The sequence below is a fragment of the Streptomyces auratus genome, from assembly GCF_050433025.1.
Lineage (GTDB): Bacteria > Actinomycetota > Actinomycetes > Streptomycetales > Streptomycetaceae > Streptomyces > Streptomyces sioyaensis.
Genome location: NZ_JBNGCB010000001.1, coordinates 2,954,167 through 2,970,526 on the forward strand (window position 1 = coordinate 2,954,167; position 16,360 = coordinate 2,970,526).

At 70.8% G+C, this 16,360-nt stretch carries 11 protein-coding genes; 4 read left to right on the forward strand and 7 right to left on the reverse strand.

Annotated features, from left to right (window positions below; genetic code table 11):
• Positions 1-73 precede the first annotated feature (73 nt).
• The 6 genes from BKA18_RS12750 to BKA18_RS12775 form a co-directional block, all read right to left on the reverse strand.
• Positions 74-1,234, reverse strand: coding sequence for a M20 metallopeptidase family protein (locus BKA18_RS12750; protein ID WP_366043250.1), 1,161 nt, complete (start codon positions 1,232-1,234; stop codon positions 74-76).
• The gene (locus tag BKA18_RS12755; protein ID WP_366043251.1) at positions 1,231-2,379 is read right to left on the reverse strand and encodes an amidohydrolase family protein; all 1,149 of its coding nucleotides are present in this window, start codon (positions 2,377-2,379) and stop codon (positions 1,231-1,233) included. The genes BKA18_RS12750 and BKA18_RS12755 overlap by 4 nt, the downstream gene beginning before the upstream one ends.
• Positions 2,369-3,676 (reverse strand): type I glutamate--ammonia ligase, encoded by a 1,308-nt coding sequence (locus BKA18_RS12760; RefSeq protein ID WP_366043252.1) that lies wholly within the window; start codon positions 3,674-3,676, stop codon positions 2,369-2,371. Before BKA18_RS12760 ends, BKA18_RS12755 begins: the two co-directional genes overlap by 11 nt.
• Positions 3,673-5,151 (reverse strand): APC family permease, encoded by a 1,479-nt coding sequence (locus BKA18_RS12765; RefSeq protein ID WP_366043253.1) that lies wholly within the window; start codon positions 5,149-5,151, stop codon positions 3,673-3,675. The genes BKA18_RS12760 and BKA18_RS12765 overlap by 4 nt, the downstream gene beginning before the upstream one ends.
• Positions 5,152-5,254: 103 nt before the next feature.
• Positions 5,255-6,124, reverse strand: coding sequence for a MurR/RpiR family transcriptional regulator (locus BKA18_RS12770; protein ID WP_366043254.1), 870 nt, complete (start codon positions 6,122-6,124; stop codon positions 5,255-5,257).
• A gap of 302 nt (positions 6,125-6,426) precedes the next feature.
• Positions 6,427-6,966, reverse strand: a complete 540-nt coding sequence (locus tag BKA18_RS12775) for a hypothetical protein (protein WP_366043255.1) — start codon at positions 6,964-6,966, stop codon at positions 6,427-6,429.
• Between the two features lie 118 nt (positions 6,967-7,084).
• On the opposite strand from BKA18_RS12775, the gene fxsT reads away from it, so the two are divergent.
• The 4 genes from fxsT (at position 7,085) to BKA18_RS12795 (ending at position 15,056) form a co-directional block, all read left to right on the forward strand.
• A complete protein-coding gene (fxsT, locus tag BKA18_RS12780) occupies positions 7,085-9,985 on the forward strand; it encodes an FxSxx-COOH system tetratricopeptide repeat protein (protein WP_366043256.1) in 2,901 nt (966 codons plus the stop codon).
• Positions 9,986-10,240: 255 nt separating this feature from the next.
• Complete coding sequence (locus tag BKA18_RS12785) at positions 10,241-12,628, forward strand: Orn/Lys/Arg family decarboxylase (RefSeq protein WP_366043257.1); 2,388 nt, start codon at positions 10,241-10,243, stop codon at positions 12,626-12,628.
• Between the two features lie 215 nt (positions 12,629-12,843).
• Positions 12,844-13,317 carry a hypothetical protein gene (locus BKA18_RS12790; protein WP_366043258.1) on the forward strand — a complete coding sequence of 158 codons (474 nt, stop codon included), beginning with the start codon at positions 12,844-12,846 and terminating at the stop codon, positions 13,315-13,317.
• Between the two features lie 344 nt (positions 13,318-13,661).
• Complete coding sequence (locus tag BKA18_RS12795) at positions 13,662-15,056, forward strand: NsdA family TPR-like regulatory protein (protein WP_093483296.1); 1,395 nt, start codon at positions 13,662-13,664, stop codon at positions 15,054-15,056.
• A 268-nt stretch (positions 15,057-15,324) separates the two neighbouring features.
• Here BKA18_RS12795 and BKA18_RS12800 read toward each other — a convergent pair whose 3' ends face one another.
• Entirely contained in the window at positions 15,325-15,849 is a 525-nt protein-coding gene (locus BKA18_RS12800) for an ATP-binding protein (protein WP_366043259.1), read from the reverse strand.
• Positions 15,850-16,360 lie beyond the last annotated feature (511 nt).

Here is a 16,360-nt window from a genome sequence, read left to right on the forward strand (position 1 = left end):
CCGTGTGTGTCGTGTGTGTCGGTGGTGGGCATGGGGCGGTCCTGGGGAGGCGAGGGCGCGGGGGCGCCGGGGGTCAGGTGTGCAGTTCCGCGGCGGCGAGGTAGCCGGCGAGCAGGGCGTGGGCGACGTCCCGGATGCGGTCGTCGGGCGGCAGGAACGTGGGCGAGTGGAGCTGTTCGGTGCCCCCGTGGGTGCCCACGAACAGCATCAGTGACGGCAGTTGCGCGCAGAAGAAGGAGAAGTCGTCCGAGCCGGCGGAGCGCAGGTCGTCACCGACGCGCAGGCCGAGCGGGCCGAGCAGCGGTCGGGTGGCGGCCGTCAGCGCCGGGTCGTTGTCGAGCACGGGCTCTCCGCGGGTGAGGTCCACCTGCGCGGTGCAGCCGTGGGCCTGCGCCACCAGTCCGGCGACCTCGGCCAGCCGGGCGTGCAGGGTCTCGCGCTCGCGGTTGCCCAGCGCGCGCAGGGTGCCGCGGGCCTCGGCGGTGCCGGGTATGACGTTGGCCGCGGTGCCGGCCGCGAGGGTGCTGATGCTGAGGACGACGTGGGACATGGGGTCTGTGCCACGGCTGACCAGGCTCTGCAGGGCGACCACGATATGGGCCAGGGTGACGACGGGGTCGCGGGTGAGGTGCGGGTAGGCGGCGTGGCCGCTGCGGCCGTGCACCGTGACCCTGAACTCGTCGGAGGAGGCGTTGACGCCGCCGGGGGTGCAGGCGACGGTGCCGGCCGGCAGCAGGGGCTGCACATGCGCCCCGATCACCGCCCGGCACTGTTCGCGGTCGAGGATGCCGTCCTCGACGACGTCCTGGGCGCCGGAGGGGTAGGTCTCCTCTCGGGGCTGCAGGACGGCCAGCAGGGGGGCCGGGCCGCCCTTCCGGCCGATGGCACGGGCGAGGGCGGTGAGCGCGGCCAGGTGCACATCATGGCCACAGGCGTGCATCAGGCCGGGGTGTTCGGACGTCCATGGCGCGCCGGTCTTCTCCTGCACGGCGAGGGCGTCGAGTTCGGCGCGAACGGCGATGGCGGGGCCCAGTCCGCCGATCCGGACGACGGCGCCGGTGTCGGCGACCTTGGTGGTGGACCCGGCGGGCAGGGCGGCGAGCACGAGATCGCGGGTGGGGGCCTCGGCGCCGGACAGGCAGGGGCGGGCGTGGACGCGGTGGCGCAGCGCCGCGGCGGCCGGCAGCTCCTCGTCGAGCGCGGCGGCCAGGGTGGACAGGTGGCTGCCGGTCATGCCTGAGCCTCCAGCCGGTAGACGCGGCGGGCGTTGTCGTGGCCGATCATGCGCACCACCTTGAGCGCTTCATCGAGGTCCCACTCGCCGCTGTCGGTCCATGCCCCGAGGGCCCGGGCCATGCCGCGGCGCCACAACAGGGCGCCGAGGTGGTGCAGTTCCGGCGGCCCCCAGGCGTCGGAGGAGAAGAGGATCTTGGCGAAGGGGGCGAGTTCCAGTGATTCGGCGATGACGGCGTCGGAGCGCATGCCGGTGTAGTTGATGCCGAGGCCGACATCGAAGTAGACGTGCGGGAACACCTGGGCGAGGTAGCCCGCGTTGCGCTGGAAGGGGTAGCAGTGCAACAGCAGCAGGTCGGTGCTGTACGGTTCCACGTTCTTGATGAAGCGGGTGAGCAACAGCGGGTCGCAGCGGTGGAGTTCGACGTCCGGGTCGCCGTAGCCGGCGTGCAGCTGGATCGGCAGACCGCGGTCGACGCCGCACCACAGGGCGAAGCGCAGCAGTACCGGGTGGCTGACGCGGACGGTGTCGGTGGTTTCGCACTCGGCGAGCCAGGCGCCGGCCGCGGCGGTCACCTCGTGGTCCTCGGGGCGGCCGGGCTCGAAGTCGAAGCCGTGGCGGTAGGCGACGATGCTCTTGAGGCCGACCGCGGTTGCCGAACGGACGGCCAGGGTTTCCCGGAACCGGTCGGGGAGTTCGGCGGCGCTGACACCGGTGCGCGCCACGTCCTCCAGCACGGTCTCCAGGCGTACCACCTCGTCGACGGGGCGCCCCGAGGCAGCCGCCATGCCCTGGGGGTCGAGGATGTCCTCGCCCTTGTAGCCGGTCTCCAGCAGATAGTGGCCGATGCCGGAGGCGTCGAGCAGTCTGCGGTTGACCTCGTCGGTGCCGAGTTCGGTGCGCCGGGCGACGTACGTCTCGGGGTCGGCGTGCGGCGCGAGGCCGAGGACCGGGGCGCACCAGCGGCGGACGGCGAAGCCGATCTGCGAGTCGAACTGGGTCATCCACGGCGGGATGGGGCGGTCGGACTCGGTGAGCATCTGCTCCAGGGCGGATCGGTCGGCGTCGTGGCGGAGGGCGCCGTGGACGTGGTGGTCCACCAAGGGGAGCCGGTCGATCTCCGCCAGGAGTCGTTCAGTAGACACTTCGAACCTTTCGAATGCGTGCGGCGTCGTCCAGGCCGTCGAGCTGGGCGAGTTCGGAGCGCTTGACCGAGAGCTGGGTGGCGAGAAGCTGTGGGTCGAACCAGGACCGGACGACGTCGTCCTTCTCCAGGGCTTCCAGGGCCTCGTCGAGCGTGGTGGGCAGGGGCGGCGCCATCGCGAGCACGGACTGGTCGGTGTCCTCGGGCCACACGGTGGGCTCGTCGTAGTCGCCGGTCAGACCGGCCAGGCCGGCGCGGATCAGGACGCCCAGGGCGAGCCAGGGGTTGGCCGTGGCGTCGGCGGCGCGGTATTCGAGGTTGAACTGGGCGGCGGGGCCGGAGCCGCCGAGCTCGGTGGTGGGGCAGATGCGCAGCAGCGCCTCGCGGTTGCGCTCGGCCAGGAACGCCCCGCCGGCGCTCCACCGGTTCGGCGTCAGGCGCAGGAAGGACACCGGGCTCGGTGCGGTCAGCGCGGTGAGGGCCGGGGCATGGGCCAGGACGCCGGCGCTGAAGCGGGCACCGAGGGCGGAGAGCCGGCCGGGGCGATGCGGGTCGTAGAGCACGGGGCGGCCGTCGGCGTCGCGCAGACTCAGGTGGAGGTGGACGCCGTTGCCCACTCCGTCGGTGTCCAGGAGGGGGGCGAAGGTGACGGGCAGTCCACGGCGACGGGCCAGGTCGCGGACGAGTTCCTTGAGGAGGACGGCCCGGTCGGCCGCGACCGCGGCGGGGGCCGGGCGCAGGGTGACCTCGAACTGGCCGTCGCCGTACTCGGGGATCCAGGTCTCCGGTTCGAGGCCGGCGTGTTCCAGCAGGCGCACCAGGTCGGTGCCGAACGGCTCGGCGTCCCGGAAGCGCCGCAGGGAGAACGGGGCGCTCTCGGGGAGGTTGTCGAGCACGAACTCGTGCTCGAAGGCGGCGACCGCCTCCAGCCCGGTCCGTTCGCGCAGCTCGGAGAGGGCGTCGCGCAGGAAGGTGCGGGGGCAGCAGGACCAGGGCTGTCCGTCCGGCAGCCTTTGGTCGGCGAGGTAGAGCAGCATCCCCGGGGTGGGGCCGTCGGCCGGGATGCCGACGGCGGTGCCGGGGTCGGGAAGCAGCCGCAGGTCGCCCCGGGACCCGAAGACGTTGTCGGGAGCGATCGGCCCGAACGAGGAGATCGCGAGGTTCGCGGGGACCCAGCCGGTGCCGCTGCGCAGGACCCCCTCGTGTTCGGACGGCGGCACGGCCCGTCCCCGTACCTGGCCGGCCAGGTCGCAGGTGGCGACGAAGACGGTCGCGTAGTCGTCGGTGCGGGAAGTCATGGAGTCACCTTCATGCTGTCGGCGGCGGGCGGCTCGGGGGTCTGCTCCTGGCGGCCGCCCTGCCCCCCGTTCAGTTCACTGGTGAGGCGGGCGCCGATGCGCCGGGCGAGGGAGGGGGCGAGGAGGACGACGGCGAGACCGGTCGCGCACCAGGCGGCGGCGATCCAAGGGAAGTAGGTGTAGGGCGCGCTCTGGCCGGTGGACTGCTGGTAGAAGACGAAGCAGAGGTAGCCCAGACCGGCGAGCGGGATGACGAGTTCACGGCGGGGGATGTGGCCGCGGCGGGAGAGGGTGAAGACGATCACGCCGACCCCGGCCACGGCGTAGACGACCAGGACGCACAGCACGCCGATGGTCGCGTACCAGTAGTAGGCGTCGAAGGCGCTGGTGCCCACGCCGTACATGACAGCCGTGAACACGGCGGCCACAGCGCCGCACAGCCACAGGGCTCTGGTGGGCGAGCCGGTGGCGGGCTCGGTGCGGGCGAGCGCGGCCGGTCCGAAGCCGTCGCGGGCCAGGGCGGAGACCATGCGGGCAGCGGCGGCGGACGAGGAGAGCGCGGCGGCGAAGGCGGAGGCGACCGCGGTGAAGGCGACGACGAGGGAGAACCAGGTGCCGAGGTAGCTGCCGGAGAGCGTCACCAGAGCCGATTCGGACCCGGCGAACTGCCGCACGCCCGCGCCGTCGGTGCCGAAGCCGATGGTCTGGACGAACATCATCAGGACATAGAGAACACCGGTGAGCAGCACGCTGCCCGCCAGGGCGCGCGGGATGTTGCGCTTGGGGTCGTCGGTCTCCTCGCCCAGTGAGGCGCACGCCTCGAAGCCGGCCCAGGACAGGAAGGCGAAGACGGTCGCGGTCATGATCGCGCCCCAGGAGGCCGCGCCGGGAGTGAAGACCGCCAGGTCGAAGGTCTGGTGGCGCGGTGCCGAGCCGGTGCCGGTGCGCCCGATGACGACGACGGCGAGGACCAGCATGGCCGCGATACCGATGCCTTCGGCGACCAGCAGGGTGCGGGCGGTGAGCCGGGTGTCCCGCGAGTTGAGCAGGGTGACGCCCAGGGCGGCGACGACCGCGACAGCCACCCACGGGCCGGTGGACCGCACGCCCAGCGCGTGCAGAAACGCATGGGCGAAGACCCCGGTCGCCGCCAGGGTGCACACGAGGAAGGCGAGGTAGGCGCCGAGCAGCGCGAAGCCGCCGAAGAAGCCGGCGCGGGGGCCGATGGTGGCGCCGGCCAGGGCGTAGACGGAGCCGGCGTGGTGGAAGTGCTGGGTCAGCCGCCAGAAGCCGTAGCCCACGAGGCCGACGCCGAGCAGGCCGAGCAGGAAGACCAGCGGCACGGCCTGGCCCACGGTGGCCGCGACGCCGGCGCCGTTGAGCCCCATGGCCAGGGTCGGGCCCATGAGGCCGACGGAGAGGGCCAGGGCTTCCCACAGGCGCAGTTTGCGTGAGGTGTGTGGATGATCGGGCACGACGACTCCCGAGCAGAAGGGGGCCGCACGGTTGTGGCCCGGGACACCCTCATGAAACGTTTATTACAAGCAGCTCGTCAAGAGCCACGTTGAAATGAATTTTTCAGGACGTGCCGGCCTCCCCGTGCCGCGCCTCCCCGCCCCACGACTCCTCCGCGGCCCGCAGCCGCTCCTCGGCCGACCGGCCCAGACGGGCATGCACGGCCGCGACCAGGGTCTCCACGAGCGCCGTGGGCGCGACGAGGCTGTCGAACGGGCTCGGCGCCTCCACCCGCGCGGGGAGCACCACGTCGGCGAACTCGGCCACGGGCGACAGCCACGGGTCGGTGACCAGCACGACCTTGGCACCGCGTTCGTGCGCGTACCGGGCGAGCTGCACGGTGTCGTCCTGGTAGCGGCGGAAGTCGAAGACCACGCACACGTCCCGCCGGCTCAGGTCGACGCGGAATCCCGCATCGCGCCCCGGGGCCGCGGTGTGCACGAAGGTCCCCGGACGCAGCAGCCGGAGGTGCAGGTCGAGGTACTCGGCCAGCAGCTGGGAGAACCGGCCGCCGAGGGAGGCGATCCGCTTGGCCGGGTCACAGAGCAGGCCGACCGCCCGGTCGAACTCCTGCTCCGGGAGCGCCGCGAACGTCTGGTCCAGCGTCGCGCCGCTCACCTGCTGCGCCGCCTCGACCAGTTCGGAGGTGGGCGAGTCCTTGCCGATCACCGGTGCCAGGGTCAGCGGCGAGGCATGACGCGCCTGCACCTCCTCACGCAGCGACTGCTGGAAGTGCCGGTAGCCGTCGAACCCGAGCCGGGCGACGAACCGCACCACGGTGGGCGCACTGACCCCGGCCTGGGAGGCGAGCCCCGAAGCGGACTCCAGCCCGGCCGCCGGGTAATTGGCCGTCAGCGCCCGCGCGATCCGCCGCTCGGCAGGAGACAGGCCCCCCTCGGCACGCCGCACCCGCTCGGCCACGGTGGCCCCCAACCCGGGCTCCCGGCCTGCCTGCTCCGGGTCCGTGTCAGCCTTCGCTCGGTCGCTGTGATCTGTGGCCCGGCCAGCCATTCGCGTCCCTTCTCCGCACTGCGTGACGCAACGATCGTTACACACGGCCACTTATCCCGTCGTAACGGGAGAGGGAGCCAGGCAGCACGGATGCATGAGCGGGCGTGCGCTGCCGATGCCCGCGTGGCGTGTTCGGCCGGAGGGCGGGGTCAGGCGGCGACGGGCGGGGCGATGCACGGCACCAGACGCCGCAGGCTGATCCACGGGGATCGAAGAGGCACCCCCTAGCCGTCAGTAGGCGCAGGAGGAATGGCGCCGAGCAGGTTCGGGATGCCGCAGGCCGAGGCGAGGAGGTCCGCGTAGGCGCTGAGTACCTGTCGGGTGCCGTCCAGGGCGCTCCGGAGGCGGTCCGCCTCGGGCCAGGCCCGTTCGTGGTCGCGTCGGGAGCGGTCGGCGGGCCGGCGGCTTTCCCAGTCCTCCAGCGCGGGGTGCCAGCTGGCCAGCAACGGGCGTAGTCCGTAGTTGAGCATCGCGACCGCCAGGTAGCCGAAGTTGTACTGGCCGTCCCGCTTGGGCTCGGCAATCTGGGGGCCGTGCCTGCGCAGGATTTCCCGGGTGCTGCCGAACAGCGAGTACAGGCTCGTCAGTGCCTCTCGCAGGAGGCCTTCGTCCGCCCGCATCGGCACCACCGAGATACGGGTGACAAGTTCGACGTACAGCTCCCAGGCCGCACGCCGTTCCGCATCGTTCGGCTCCCAACTACCGGCGATCTCCAGCATCGGCAGCTTCAGCCGTACGTCCACCGTCTTCGGAGCCCGCCCCATCACAATCCCCTCTTCAGTGTCATTGGCGACCTGCACATTCTCCTGCGTCGCCCACGCTATACGCGGAATGATTGGCGCAACACGACACGACGAGCACATGGTGACTCGGGGGGCCACGATGACCGACGCCACGCAGCAGTTCTTCATCAGCTACGCGGGGCCGGACCGCCCATGGGCCGAATGGGTGGGGTGGTATCTGGAAGAGGCGGGCCACCGGGTCATCCTCGACGTGTGGGACTGGCGCGCCGGGGACAACTTCGTGCACCACATGGACCACGCCCTCGAAACGGCCGACGCCGTCGTGGCCCTCTTCTCCAAGTCCTACTTCGCCCCCGAGCGATGGACTCAGGAGGAGTGGACCGCCGCGGTGGCCCGACGGGACCGCGTCATCCCGCTCGCGCTCGAACCCCTCACCACCGCTGAGGTGCACCCTCTCCTGGCCGCGAAGCTCCGCAAAGACCTCCACGGCCTGGACGAGACCACGGCCCTTGCCACCCTGCGTGAGGCGGTCAACGGCGGAACCCGCCCCACCAGCCCGCCTCCCTTTCCCGGCACCACTCCGGCCAACGGCTCGGCCACCACCTCGAACGGCATGAAGCCTCGGCTGCCCAGTACCACCGGTCAGCCCGATGTCTGGAACGTGCGCCGCCGCAACCCCGACTTCTCCGGTCGTGAGGCCGAGATCGCGCAGCTCCGCGACGGACTGCTCAGCGGGCAGCAGGCGGTGGTGCGCGCGCTGCACGGGATGGGCGGCGTCGGCAAGACCCAGATTGCGCTGGAGTACGCACACCGGTTCGCCGGCCAGTACGACGTGGTGTGGTGGGTCGACGCCGAACAGGACGACCAACTGCCCGTCCACTACACCGAGCTGGCCGACCGACTCGGCATCGCCAAGCCCGAGGCCGGGTCCGAGCACAACGCCCGTGCCCTCCTGCAGCACCTGCGCACGGAGCAGCGCTGGCTCATCATCCTGGACAACGCCGAGAACCGTGAGCAGATCGACCCCTGGCTCCCCGAGGGTTCCGGCCATGTCGTGATCACCTCACGCAACCCGGACTGGCGGGGTATCGCCCACCAGACCGGCTTGGACGTCTTCAGCCGCCCCGACTCCGTCTCCTACCTCCGAACCCAAATCCCCAGCATCACCTCCGAAGAGGCGGACCTCCTCGCCAGGGATGTCGGCGACCTTCCCTTGGCCCTCGCCCAAGCCGTGGGGGTCATCGGCAGCGGCATGACCATCGGCCGCTACCTCCAGCTCCTCACCACAAACACGGCACGGATTCTGGAAGAGGGCGACGCCCCCGGCTATCCGGCGCCGCTGGCCGCCGCGGTGGACATCGCCACCGCGGGCTTGGAGAGCGACCACCCCGACGCCGCGGCTCTGCTCCGTCTCGGTGCCTTCTTCGGTCCCGACCCCATTCCCACGAGGTGGCTGGAGAGCGCGCGTTCACGGCTCTCCACCATTCCCGGTGACCCGGGCGATCTCATGTGGCCACACGCCGCCCTGCAGCCGCTCAGCCGTTACGGACTGGCCCGCCTCGACCACGAGACCTTTCAGATCCATCGCCTCACCCAGGCAGTTCTCCGTGACCACACCGGTCCCGAAGAGGCGCAAAAGATCCGGCGCGATGTCGCTACCGTCCTCAGCAGCACCGACCCGGGCAACCCGGAAGTACCGGATACCTGGCCCGCCTGGGCCGCTCTGGCCTCTCACCTCATCGCCCATCACGCCGACCTCACTCATCGGCCCGAGCTACGGCCCATTCTGCTCAAGACGGCCTTCTTCCTTATTCGAAGCGGGCAGCCACGCAGCGCACTGAGCCTCACCACGTCCCTACGCAAGGTGTGGGCAAGCGAATTGGGGGAGGACCACCCCGACACTCTCAGCTGCACGCAGTACCTCGGTCACGCAACGGCCGATGTGGGAGATATCGTCGGCGCTCTGACGTTCGTCGAGGACACCCTCACGCGTCGGCGACGCGTGCTCAGTGACGACCATCCCGACACCCTGCACTCCGCGAACGACCTGGCCGCCACCAAATCGAGGCTGGGGAAGTATGCCGAGGCCCGCGCCATGTACGAGGACACCCTTCGACGACGACGGCACATCCTCGGAGACAACCATTCCGACACCCTGCAATCCGCCCACAACCTCGCCATCGCCCTGAACCGCGCCGGGGACCATGTCGAGGCCCACCGTATGCACGAGGACACCCTCCGACGACGACAGCACATCCTCGGAGACAACCACCCCGACACCCTCGACTCCGCCAATGCCCTCGCCATGACCCTGTATGACCTCGACGCAACTGTCGAGGCCCACCGCATGCACGAGGACACCCTCCGACGACGACGGCACATCCTCGGAGACAACCACCCCGACACCCTCGACTCCGCCCACAGCCTCGCCTACACACTGAGCCACCTCGGCGAAACCGGCGAGGGCCGCCGCATGCACGAGGACACCCTCCGACGACGACGGCACATCCTCGGAGACAACCACCCCAGCACTTTGCAATCCGCCCACAGCCTCGCCGTCACGCTGAACAACCTCGGCGAAACCGACGAGGGCCGCCGCATGCACGAGGACACCCTCCGACGACGACAGCACATCCTCGGAGACAACCACCCCGACACCCTCGACTCCGCCCACAGCCTCGCCGTCACCCTGCACAACCTCGGCCACCTTGACGAGGCCCGCCGCATGGACGAGGACACCCTTCGACGACGACAGGACACCCTCGGCGACGACCACCCCGACACCCTGCAATCCGCGCACAGTCTCGCCATCACCCTGCACAAGCTCCGCCGATACCCGGAGGCGGCTCAGGTACTTGAAGACGTGCGCAACCGCCTGCGCCGCACAGTGGGCGACGACCACACCCGTACCGTGGCGGTCACCGAGAGCCTGGCCCGCACCTGGACCGCCATGGGAAAGCGATTCGCCGCCCAGCGTCTCCTGACGGGACAACGAAAGCAGGCCAAGCGCCGACTCGACCGGAAGAAGAAGCGCCGGTAGCCCGCGGTGATAACGGCGTCCAAGGCGGCAGCCTCTGGGACGAGTTCGAGGAGTCGCTAATCGCGGCACAGCGCCGGCCAGTCCGAAGCCACCGGTAGGCGCGGGCCGAATCAGCAGCCCCCTGGGGCCGTTTCCCTCATCGGTGTGGTTTCGCCCCGGTTGGGGTGCTGCCGCCGGTATGTGTCGCGTTCACTCTCTGCAGGCCGCGCAGTGTGCGGGCCAGCAGGCATACGCCGAGACACGCAGGGGTGCACCATGACAGACGGGACAGTTCTGTTCGCGGTACCGGAGCTCCCGGAGAGCGGAGGTACCGCAGCCGAGCAACTGCGCAGAATCGGCAAGGAGTTGAAGGCCTGCGGATTCGAGGTGCGCTGGGCGTCCACGGCCGAGGACGCCCAGGCGGTGCTGCGCACCGAGGCGGGCCTCGCTGCCGCCGTGGTGGACTGGGGTCTTCCGGAGGGCGGCAAGGCCACCGATGAGCCGGGCGGCGCCGACGTGCTGCGCCAGATCGGTCAGCGCTTCCAGGATCTCCCGGTCTTCCTGGTCACGGCCGGCGAGGACCTCGAACACCTGCCACTGTGGGTGGCGGAGACCGTGATCGGATACATCTGGCCGCTGGAGGACACCGCACGCTTCATCGCCGGACGGGTCGCCGGCGCCGCCCGCGGCTACCAGGAAGAGCTGCTGCCGCCGTTCTTCAAAGCCCTGCGCCGCTTCGACCACGCGCACGAGTACTCCTGGCACACCCCCGCCCACTCCGGCGGCGTCGCCTTCCTCAAGTCCCCGGTCGGCCGGGCCTTCCACGACTACTTCGGGGAGCGGCTGCTGCGCAGCGACCTGTCCATCTCGGTCGAGGAGCTCGGCTCGCTGTTCGAGCACACCGGCCCGGTCGGCGCGGCGGAGCGCAACGCCGCCCGCGTCTTCGGCGCCGACCGCACCTACTTCGTCCTCCACGGCGACTCGACCTGCGACCGCATGGTCGGTCACTTCAGCGTCACCCGCGACGAGATCGCGCTGGTGGACCGCAACTGCCACAAGTCGGTGCTGCACGGTCTGGTCCTCTCCGGAGCCCGGCCGGTCTATCTGGTCCCCACCCGCAACGGATACGGGCTGGCGGGCCCGCTGCCGCCCGCCGAGATCGAGGCGCGGTCGATCGCGGCCCGGATCGCCCGCAACCCGCTCGCCCAGGGCGCGGTGTCGTCCGAGGCCCCGTACGCCGTCCTGACCAACTCCACCTACGACGGCCTGTGTTACGACGCCCTCCAGGTCGCCCGAGCCCTGGCACCCAGCACACCGCGGCTCCACTTCGACGAAGCCTGGTTCGCGTACGCCCGTTTCCACCCCCTCTACGCCGGGCGCTACGGCATGGCGGTGGGCCCCGACACCTTCCCCGGCCCCGACCGGCCGACCGTGTTCTCCACCCAGTCGACCCACAAGCTGCTGGCCGCGCTGTCGCAGAGCGCCATGGTCCATGTCAAGCCCGCGCCCCGGGCGCCGGTGGAGCACGACCGGTTCAACGAGGCGTTCATGATGCACGGCACGACCTCGCCGCTGTACCCGATGATCGCCTCCCTGGACGTGGCCACCGCGATGATGGACGGGCCCCAGGGCCGCTGGCTGATCGACGAGGCGGTGACCGAGGCCATCCGCTTCCGCCAGAGCATGGTCCGCATCGGCCGGCGCATCGCGGCCGCCGGGGACCGGCCGGACTGGTTCTTCGGCGTCTGGCAGCCCGAGTCCGTGGTCGACCCCGCCTCCGGGGAGCGGCTGCCCTTCGCCGACGCCCCGGCGGAGCTGCTGCGCACCGAACCGTCCTGCTGGCAGCTGGAGCCCGGTGCCGAGTGGCACGGCTTCGCCGGCCTGGCCGAGGGCTACTGCCTGCTCGACCCCGTCAAGGTCACCCTCACCTGCCCCGGTATCGACGCCGGCGGGCGGATGGCCGACCTGGGCATCCCCGCGCGCGTCCTGACCGCCTATCTGGCCACCAGGAACATCGTGGTGGAGAAGACCGACAGCTACACCACGCTCATCCTGTTCTCCATGGGGATCACCAAGGGCAAGTGGGGCACCCTGATGGACGCCCTGATGGACTTCAAGACGCTCTACGACCAGGACACCGCGCTGGAGCGCCTGCTGCCCGAGCTGGTCGCCGCCCACCCCCGGCGCTACACCGGCCAGACCCTGCGCGCACTGTGCCAGGAGATGCACGACCATCTGCGCGAGGCCCGTCTGGTCGAGCTGCTCGACACCGCCTTCCAGGAACTGCCGGAGCCCGTCACCCCGCCCCAGCACTGCTACCAGCAGCTCATCCGCGGCGGCACCGAACGGGTCCGGCTGGCCGACGCGGCCGACCGGATCGCCGCCGCCATGGTCACCGTCACCCCGCCCGGCATCCCCGTCCTGATGCCCGGCGAGAACACCGGCACCCCCGACGGCCCGCTGCTGCGCTATCTGACCGCCCTGGAATCCTTCGACCGGCGCTTCCCCGGCTTCCGCAGCGAGACCCACGGCGTCACCCTCGACCCGGACACCGGCGACTACCTCATCGAATGCGTCCGCCGGATCCCGGCGCAGCAAGCCGGACGCGCCGCCGGGGCCCAGGCGGCGCCGGCCCCGGCCGGCTCCCTCCCGTCCGCGGACTGACACCGGGGAGCACATCAGGACCTGTGTCCCGCCGCCCGGGCGATACGCCCATGGTCTCGGTCGGCCGCCGCGTCGTACGACCGCAGGGTGATCGAGGATCCGTCGGCCGGGCGACGTCCGGCCGGCGAATCCGTACCTACAGTCGTGGGGATCGACCGGAGGGCCCGGGCTCGGGCGGCCGGACAGCGCAGGCAGAGCACGGAGAGCCGAGGCTCATGGCAGACCGGAACCCATCGTCCCGCTCCTCCCGGGGCACCCTCCTTCTCATCCTGCTCGGCTTCCTCGTGGCGGCCCTGGTGGTCGGCGGAGTGCTGTGGGCGAGAAGCAACATCACGTGGATCAAGGAGCAGCGGGGCGGGAACGGCTGGTACCTCACCTATGAGGGCAGGTCCGTGCGCGGCGAGGCCCGGGCCACCGCCGTGCGCTACCGGCACAACCCCGATCAGTCCAAGACGCAGCACCGCGACGAAGAGCTCGGCGCCACCAAGCTTCCGTGGAGCACCAAGGTCGTCGTCAACACCGGCGCCGAGGCCCGCGTGGAGGTGACTCCCGCCGAGGACGGGATCGCGTCCTGCCGCATCCTGCTCGACGGCGTACGGGTGGTCGCCAAGGGGACGTCGCCCGGCCCCGGAAAGCCCGCGGTCTGCGATGTGATCACCAGCAGTACGCCGGAGAAGTGGCCGCGCTGAGGCCACCGCGCCGACTGGCTCGCCCCCACGGTCGCTCCCCTCCCGACCGTGGCCGAAATCTGCACGCGTGGCGGGGAGTGCGGGGTGGCGCTCGGGGGCGGGTGGTTGTGCGCGGTGGGGGGTGGTGTGCGGCGAGGGTTCGACGGGAGCGCGTCGGGACGGGCCGGCGTGAGGGGCACATGACTGAAGCCCCTTCATGCCCCTTTGCTACTGCGGGCAACGCCCAGGTGACGACTTGACTTTGGTCATCGCGATTCAGTCCTGGTTGTTGGGTAAAGACTGACCCATCCCGTTCTCTGGATATGCCAACGTGAAGCGTTGGCGGCATGTGCTTGGAGGCGAACATGGCCGCCCGACCACTCGTCGCGCGTCAGACCAACCAACGACTGCGGTCGCTCATCCAGGAAGCCTCACTGTCCAACTCCGCGCTGGCGCGCCAGGTGAACGTCTTGGGCGAGGCCCAGGGTCTGGATCTGCGGTACGACAAGACCTCCGTGAGCCGGTGGCTCAGTGGCCAGCGGCCACGGGGCCGGGTGCCGGCCATCATCGCCGAGGCGCTGAGCGGCAAGCTCGGCCGTACGGTCTCGACGGAAGAGATCGGCATGGCCAACGGCAACAGCGTGACCTGCGGGGTCGGTCTGCACTTCGCCGCCACGGTGGACGATGCACTGGAGCAGGTTCGTGAACTATGGCATATGGATGCCGAATCCCGGGGGCTTTTGTCACGTTCGGCCATGACGGCGTCGGCCTTGGTCGAACCCAGCCGGGACTGGCTGATCAGCTCCCCGGACCCGCAGGTGGCGCGCCACCGGCAGCTGGGACCGCGGGTGGGGATGACCGATGTGGAGCTGGTCAGGGCGACCACCCAGGCGCTGGCCGAACTCGATCACCGGGTGGGCAGCGGCTATGTCCGGCCCGTGGTGGTGTCCTGCCTCAGCAGCGTGCTGTCCGGGCTGATGGCCGGGAGCTACGGGGAGACGACGGGACGGCAGTTGTTCGCCGCGGCGGCCCGGCTGACGGAGCTGGCCGGGTACACCGCCCTGGACATCGGGCAACCCGGCCTGGCCCAGCGGTATTACATCCAGGCGCTGCGGCTCGCGCAGGCCGCGGACGACCGGTGCTACGGCGGCTATGTACTGGCCGCCGGGCTGAGCCATCTCGCCGTCGGCGCGGGCTGCTCCCGGGAGGCGGTGCAGCTCGCCCGGGCCGCGCAGGAAGGCACCCGGGGCCGGGCACCGCTGTCGGCCCAGGCGATGTTCTACGCCACCGAGGCCCGCGGCTACGCCATGCTCGGGGACGCCAGGATGTGCAAAATACTGGCGGACAAGGCCATGGAAGCGATGACGCAGGTCGTCCCCGGTGACGGTCCCGAGTGGATCGCGCATTTCGACCGGGCCTATCTGGCCGACGAACTGGCGCACTGCTACCGGGATCTCAAGCAGCCGCGGCCGGCCGCCCGCCGCGCCGAGGAGGCACTCGCCCGGCACCCGCGGACCCGGGTGCGCCGCCGGGCCATCGATCTGCTGCTGCTCGCCACGGTCTTAGTGCAGGCCGGTGATGTCGAGGAGGCCTGCCGGGCGGCGATGGAGGGGGTGGCGCTGCTCGGCAGGCTGAAGTCGGCGCTCGGGGAGCGGTATCTGCAGAACTTCCAGGACGAGCTGCGGCCGTTCGGCGACACCGAGCCGGTGCGCGCCTTCGACACCCTCGTCCTGGAGAGCGGTATGCGGGTGTCGCGGTGAGGGCGGTGCGGCGGGGACGGCGGAGGGGCCGGTCCTCCGGGTGCCGACGGCCGGACGGCTCCCGGCTCGCGGGGAGGCGGTGGGGAGCCGGTGCCGGTCCGGCCGTCGGCGGAGGGAGCCCCCGAAGGGGTGCAGCGGCGGTGTACCGGTCGCCGGCTGGCGGTCCGCCCGGCCGCTTGGGGTGTTCGGTCGTGGGCTGCTCGCCGGCTTCCCCCTTGCGGAAGCGGGCGTGGCAGGGTGGCGGCCGCGGAAAGCGGCCTCACGTGCGTTACGGTGCCCTGCGCGGGTTCACACCGGCCGCCAGCGGCACCGCTGCCCAGACGGTGCAGCTGCTGTCGGCTTCGATCCTGCGGCCCCAGCGCGAGGAGAACGTGGCGACCAGCTCCAGACCGCGGCCGTGCTCCTGTTCCCCGCCCGGGTGACGCACCCGGGGCACCGAGGCCGCACCCCCGCGGTCGTGCACCTCGATGTGCAGCAGATCCTCCGACCTCCATATCCGGCAGGTGACACGGGTGCCGGCGGAATACTGGATCGCATTGGTGCACAGTTCCGACAGGACGAGCAGCATGAGGAAGCGGGTGTCGTCGTCATGGATCCGTTGTCCGTCGAGCCAGGCGCGGGCCAGGCTCCGGCACACCGGCACCGCCCGCTTCAGCGCCGGCAGCCGTAGCTCCACACGCGGCGTGGAACTCCAGCAGTCGGCCGGAACGACCTCGTTCCATTCCCGGGGCCAGCTGGCTATATGCCGGACGGTCACCATGACTTCGGCCGAATGCATTGTGGTGGGTAACATGACTACCCCTTTCCTGTGTACCTCATGGACTTCGATGTCGCTTTCGCCTCATGAAGCACTGCCAGCGGCATCGTTCGGGCGATCCGAGCGGCCTTCGAAGTGCGCCGCGCCGCCGGTGCGTACCGGCCCGCTTTCGGCTTTGCTTTCCCCTGTTAATTCAAGCAGTGCGGCAGTCCGCCCGGAAGGCGCACAGCGCAGCAGAGGAAGCAGCCGGGGATGGTGCGAGGTGAAATACTATGACCATAAAAAAACGGTTGCGCCTTTCCGGCCAATACAATTGACGGAAAGACGCAAGGGGCCGCAGCAAGGCGGCGGCGAGAATGTATCAGGAATCCCGCCGGTTTTGAATGGGCGGCGCCGAAGTTCTTCGGCGGCGGGCGGGATGCGGCCGGGGTGGTGCTCAACGCCGCGGCCGGTGGGCGGAGTTCGGGGCGTCCCACGGCGCCGGTGACCGGGCACGGCGCACGCCCGGCGGGCGTTCGCCCACCCGCCGGGCGTGCTGCGTAAACGC

Bases quoted from the DNA above. Each gene is read 5' to 3' on its own strand.
- fxsT (WP_366043256.1), top strand. From the start codon at position 7,085: ATGACCGACGCCACGCAGCAGTTCTTCATCAGCTACGCGGGGCCGGAC.
- BKA18_RS12760 (WP_366043252.1), bottom strand. From the start codon at position 3,676: ATGACTTCCCGCACCGACGACTACGCGACCGTCTTCGTCGCCACCTGC.
- BKA18_RS12750 (WP_366043250.1), bottom strand. From the start codon at position 1,234: ATGACCGGCAGCCACCTGTCCACCCTGGCCGCCGCGCTCGACGAGGAG.
- BKA18_RS12785 (WP_366043257.1), top strand. From the start codon at position 10,241: ATGACAGACGGGACAGTTCTGTTCGCGGTACCGGAGCTCCCGGAGAGC.
- BKA18_RS12775 (WP_366043255.1), bottom strand. From the start codon at position 6,966: ATGGGGCGGGCTCCGAAGACGGTGGACGTACGGCTGAAGCTGCCGATG.
- BKA18_RS12790 (WP_366043258.1), top strand. From the start codon at position 12,844: ATGGCAGACCGGAACCCATCGTCCCGCTCCTCCCGGGGCACCCTCCTT.
- BKA18_RS12800 (WP_366043259.1), bottom strand. From the start codon at position 15,849: ATGTTACCCACCACAATGCATTCGGCCGAAGTCATGGTGACCGTCCGG.
- BKA18_RS12795 (WP_093483296.1), top strand. From the start codon at position 13,662: ATGGCCGCCCGACCACTCGTCGCGCGTCAGACCAACCAACGACTGCGG.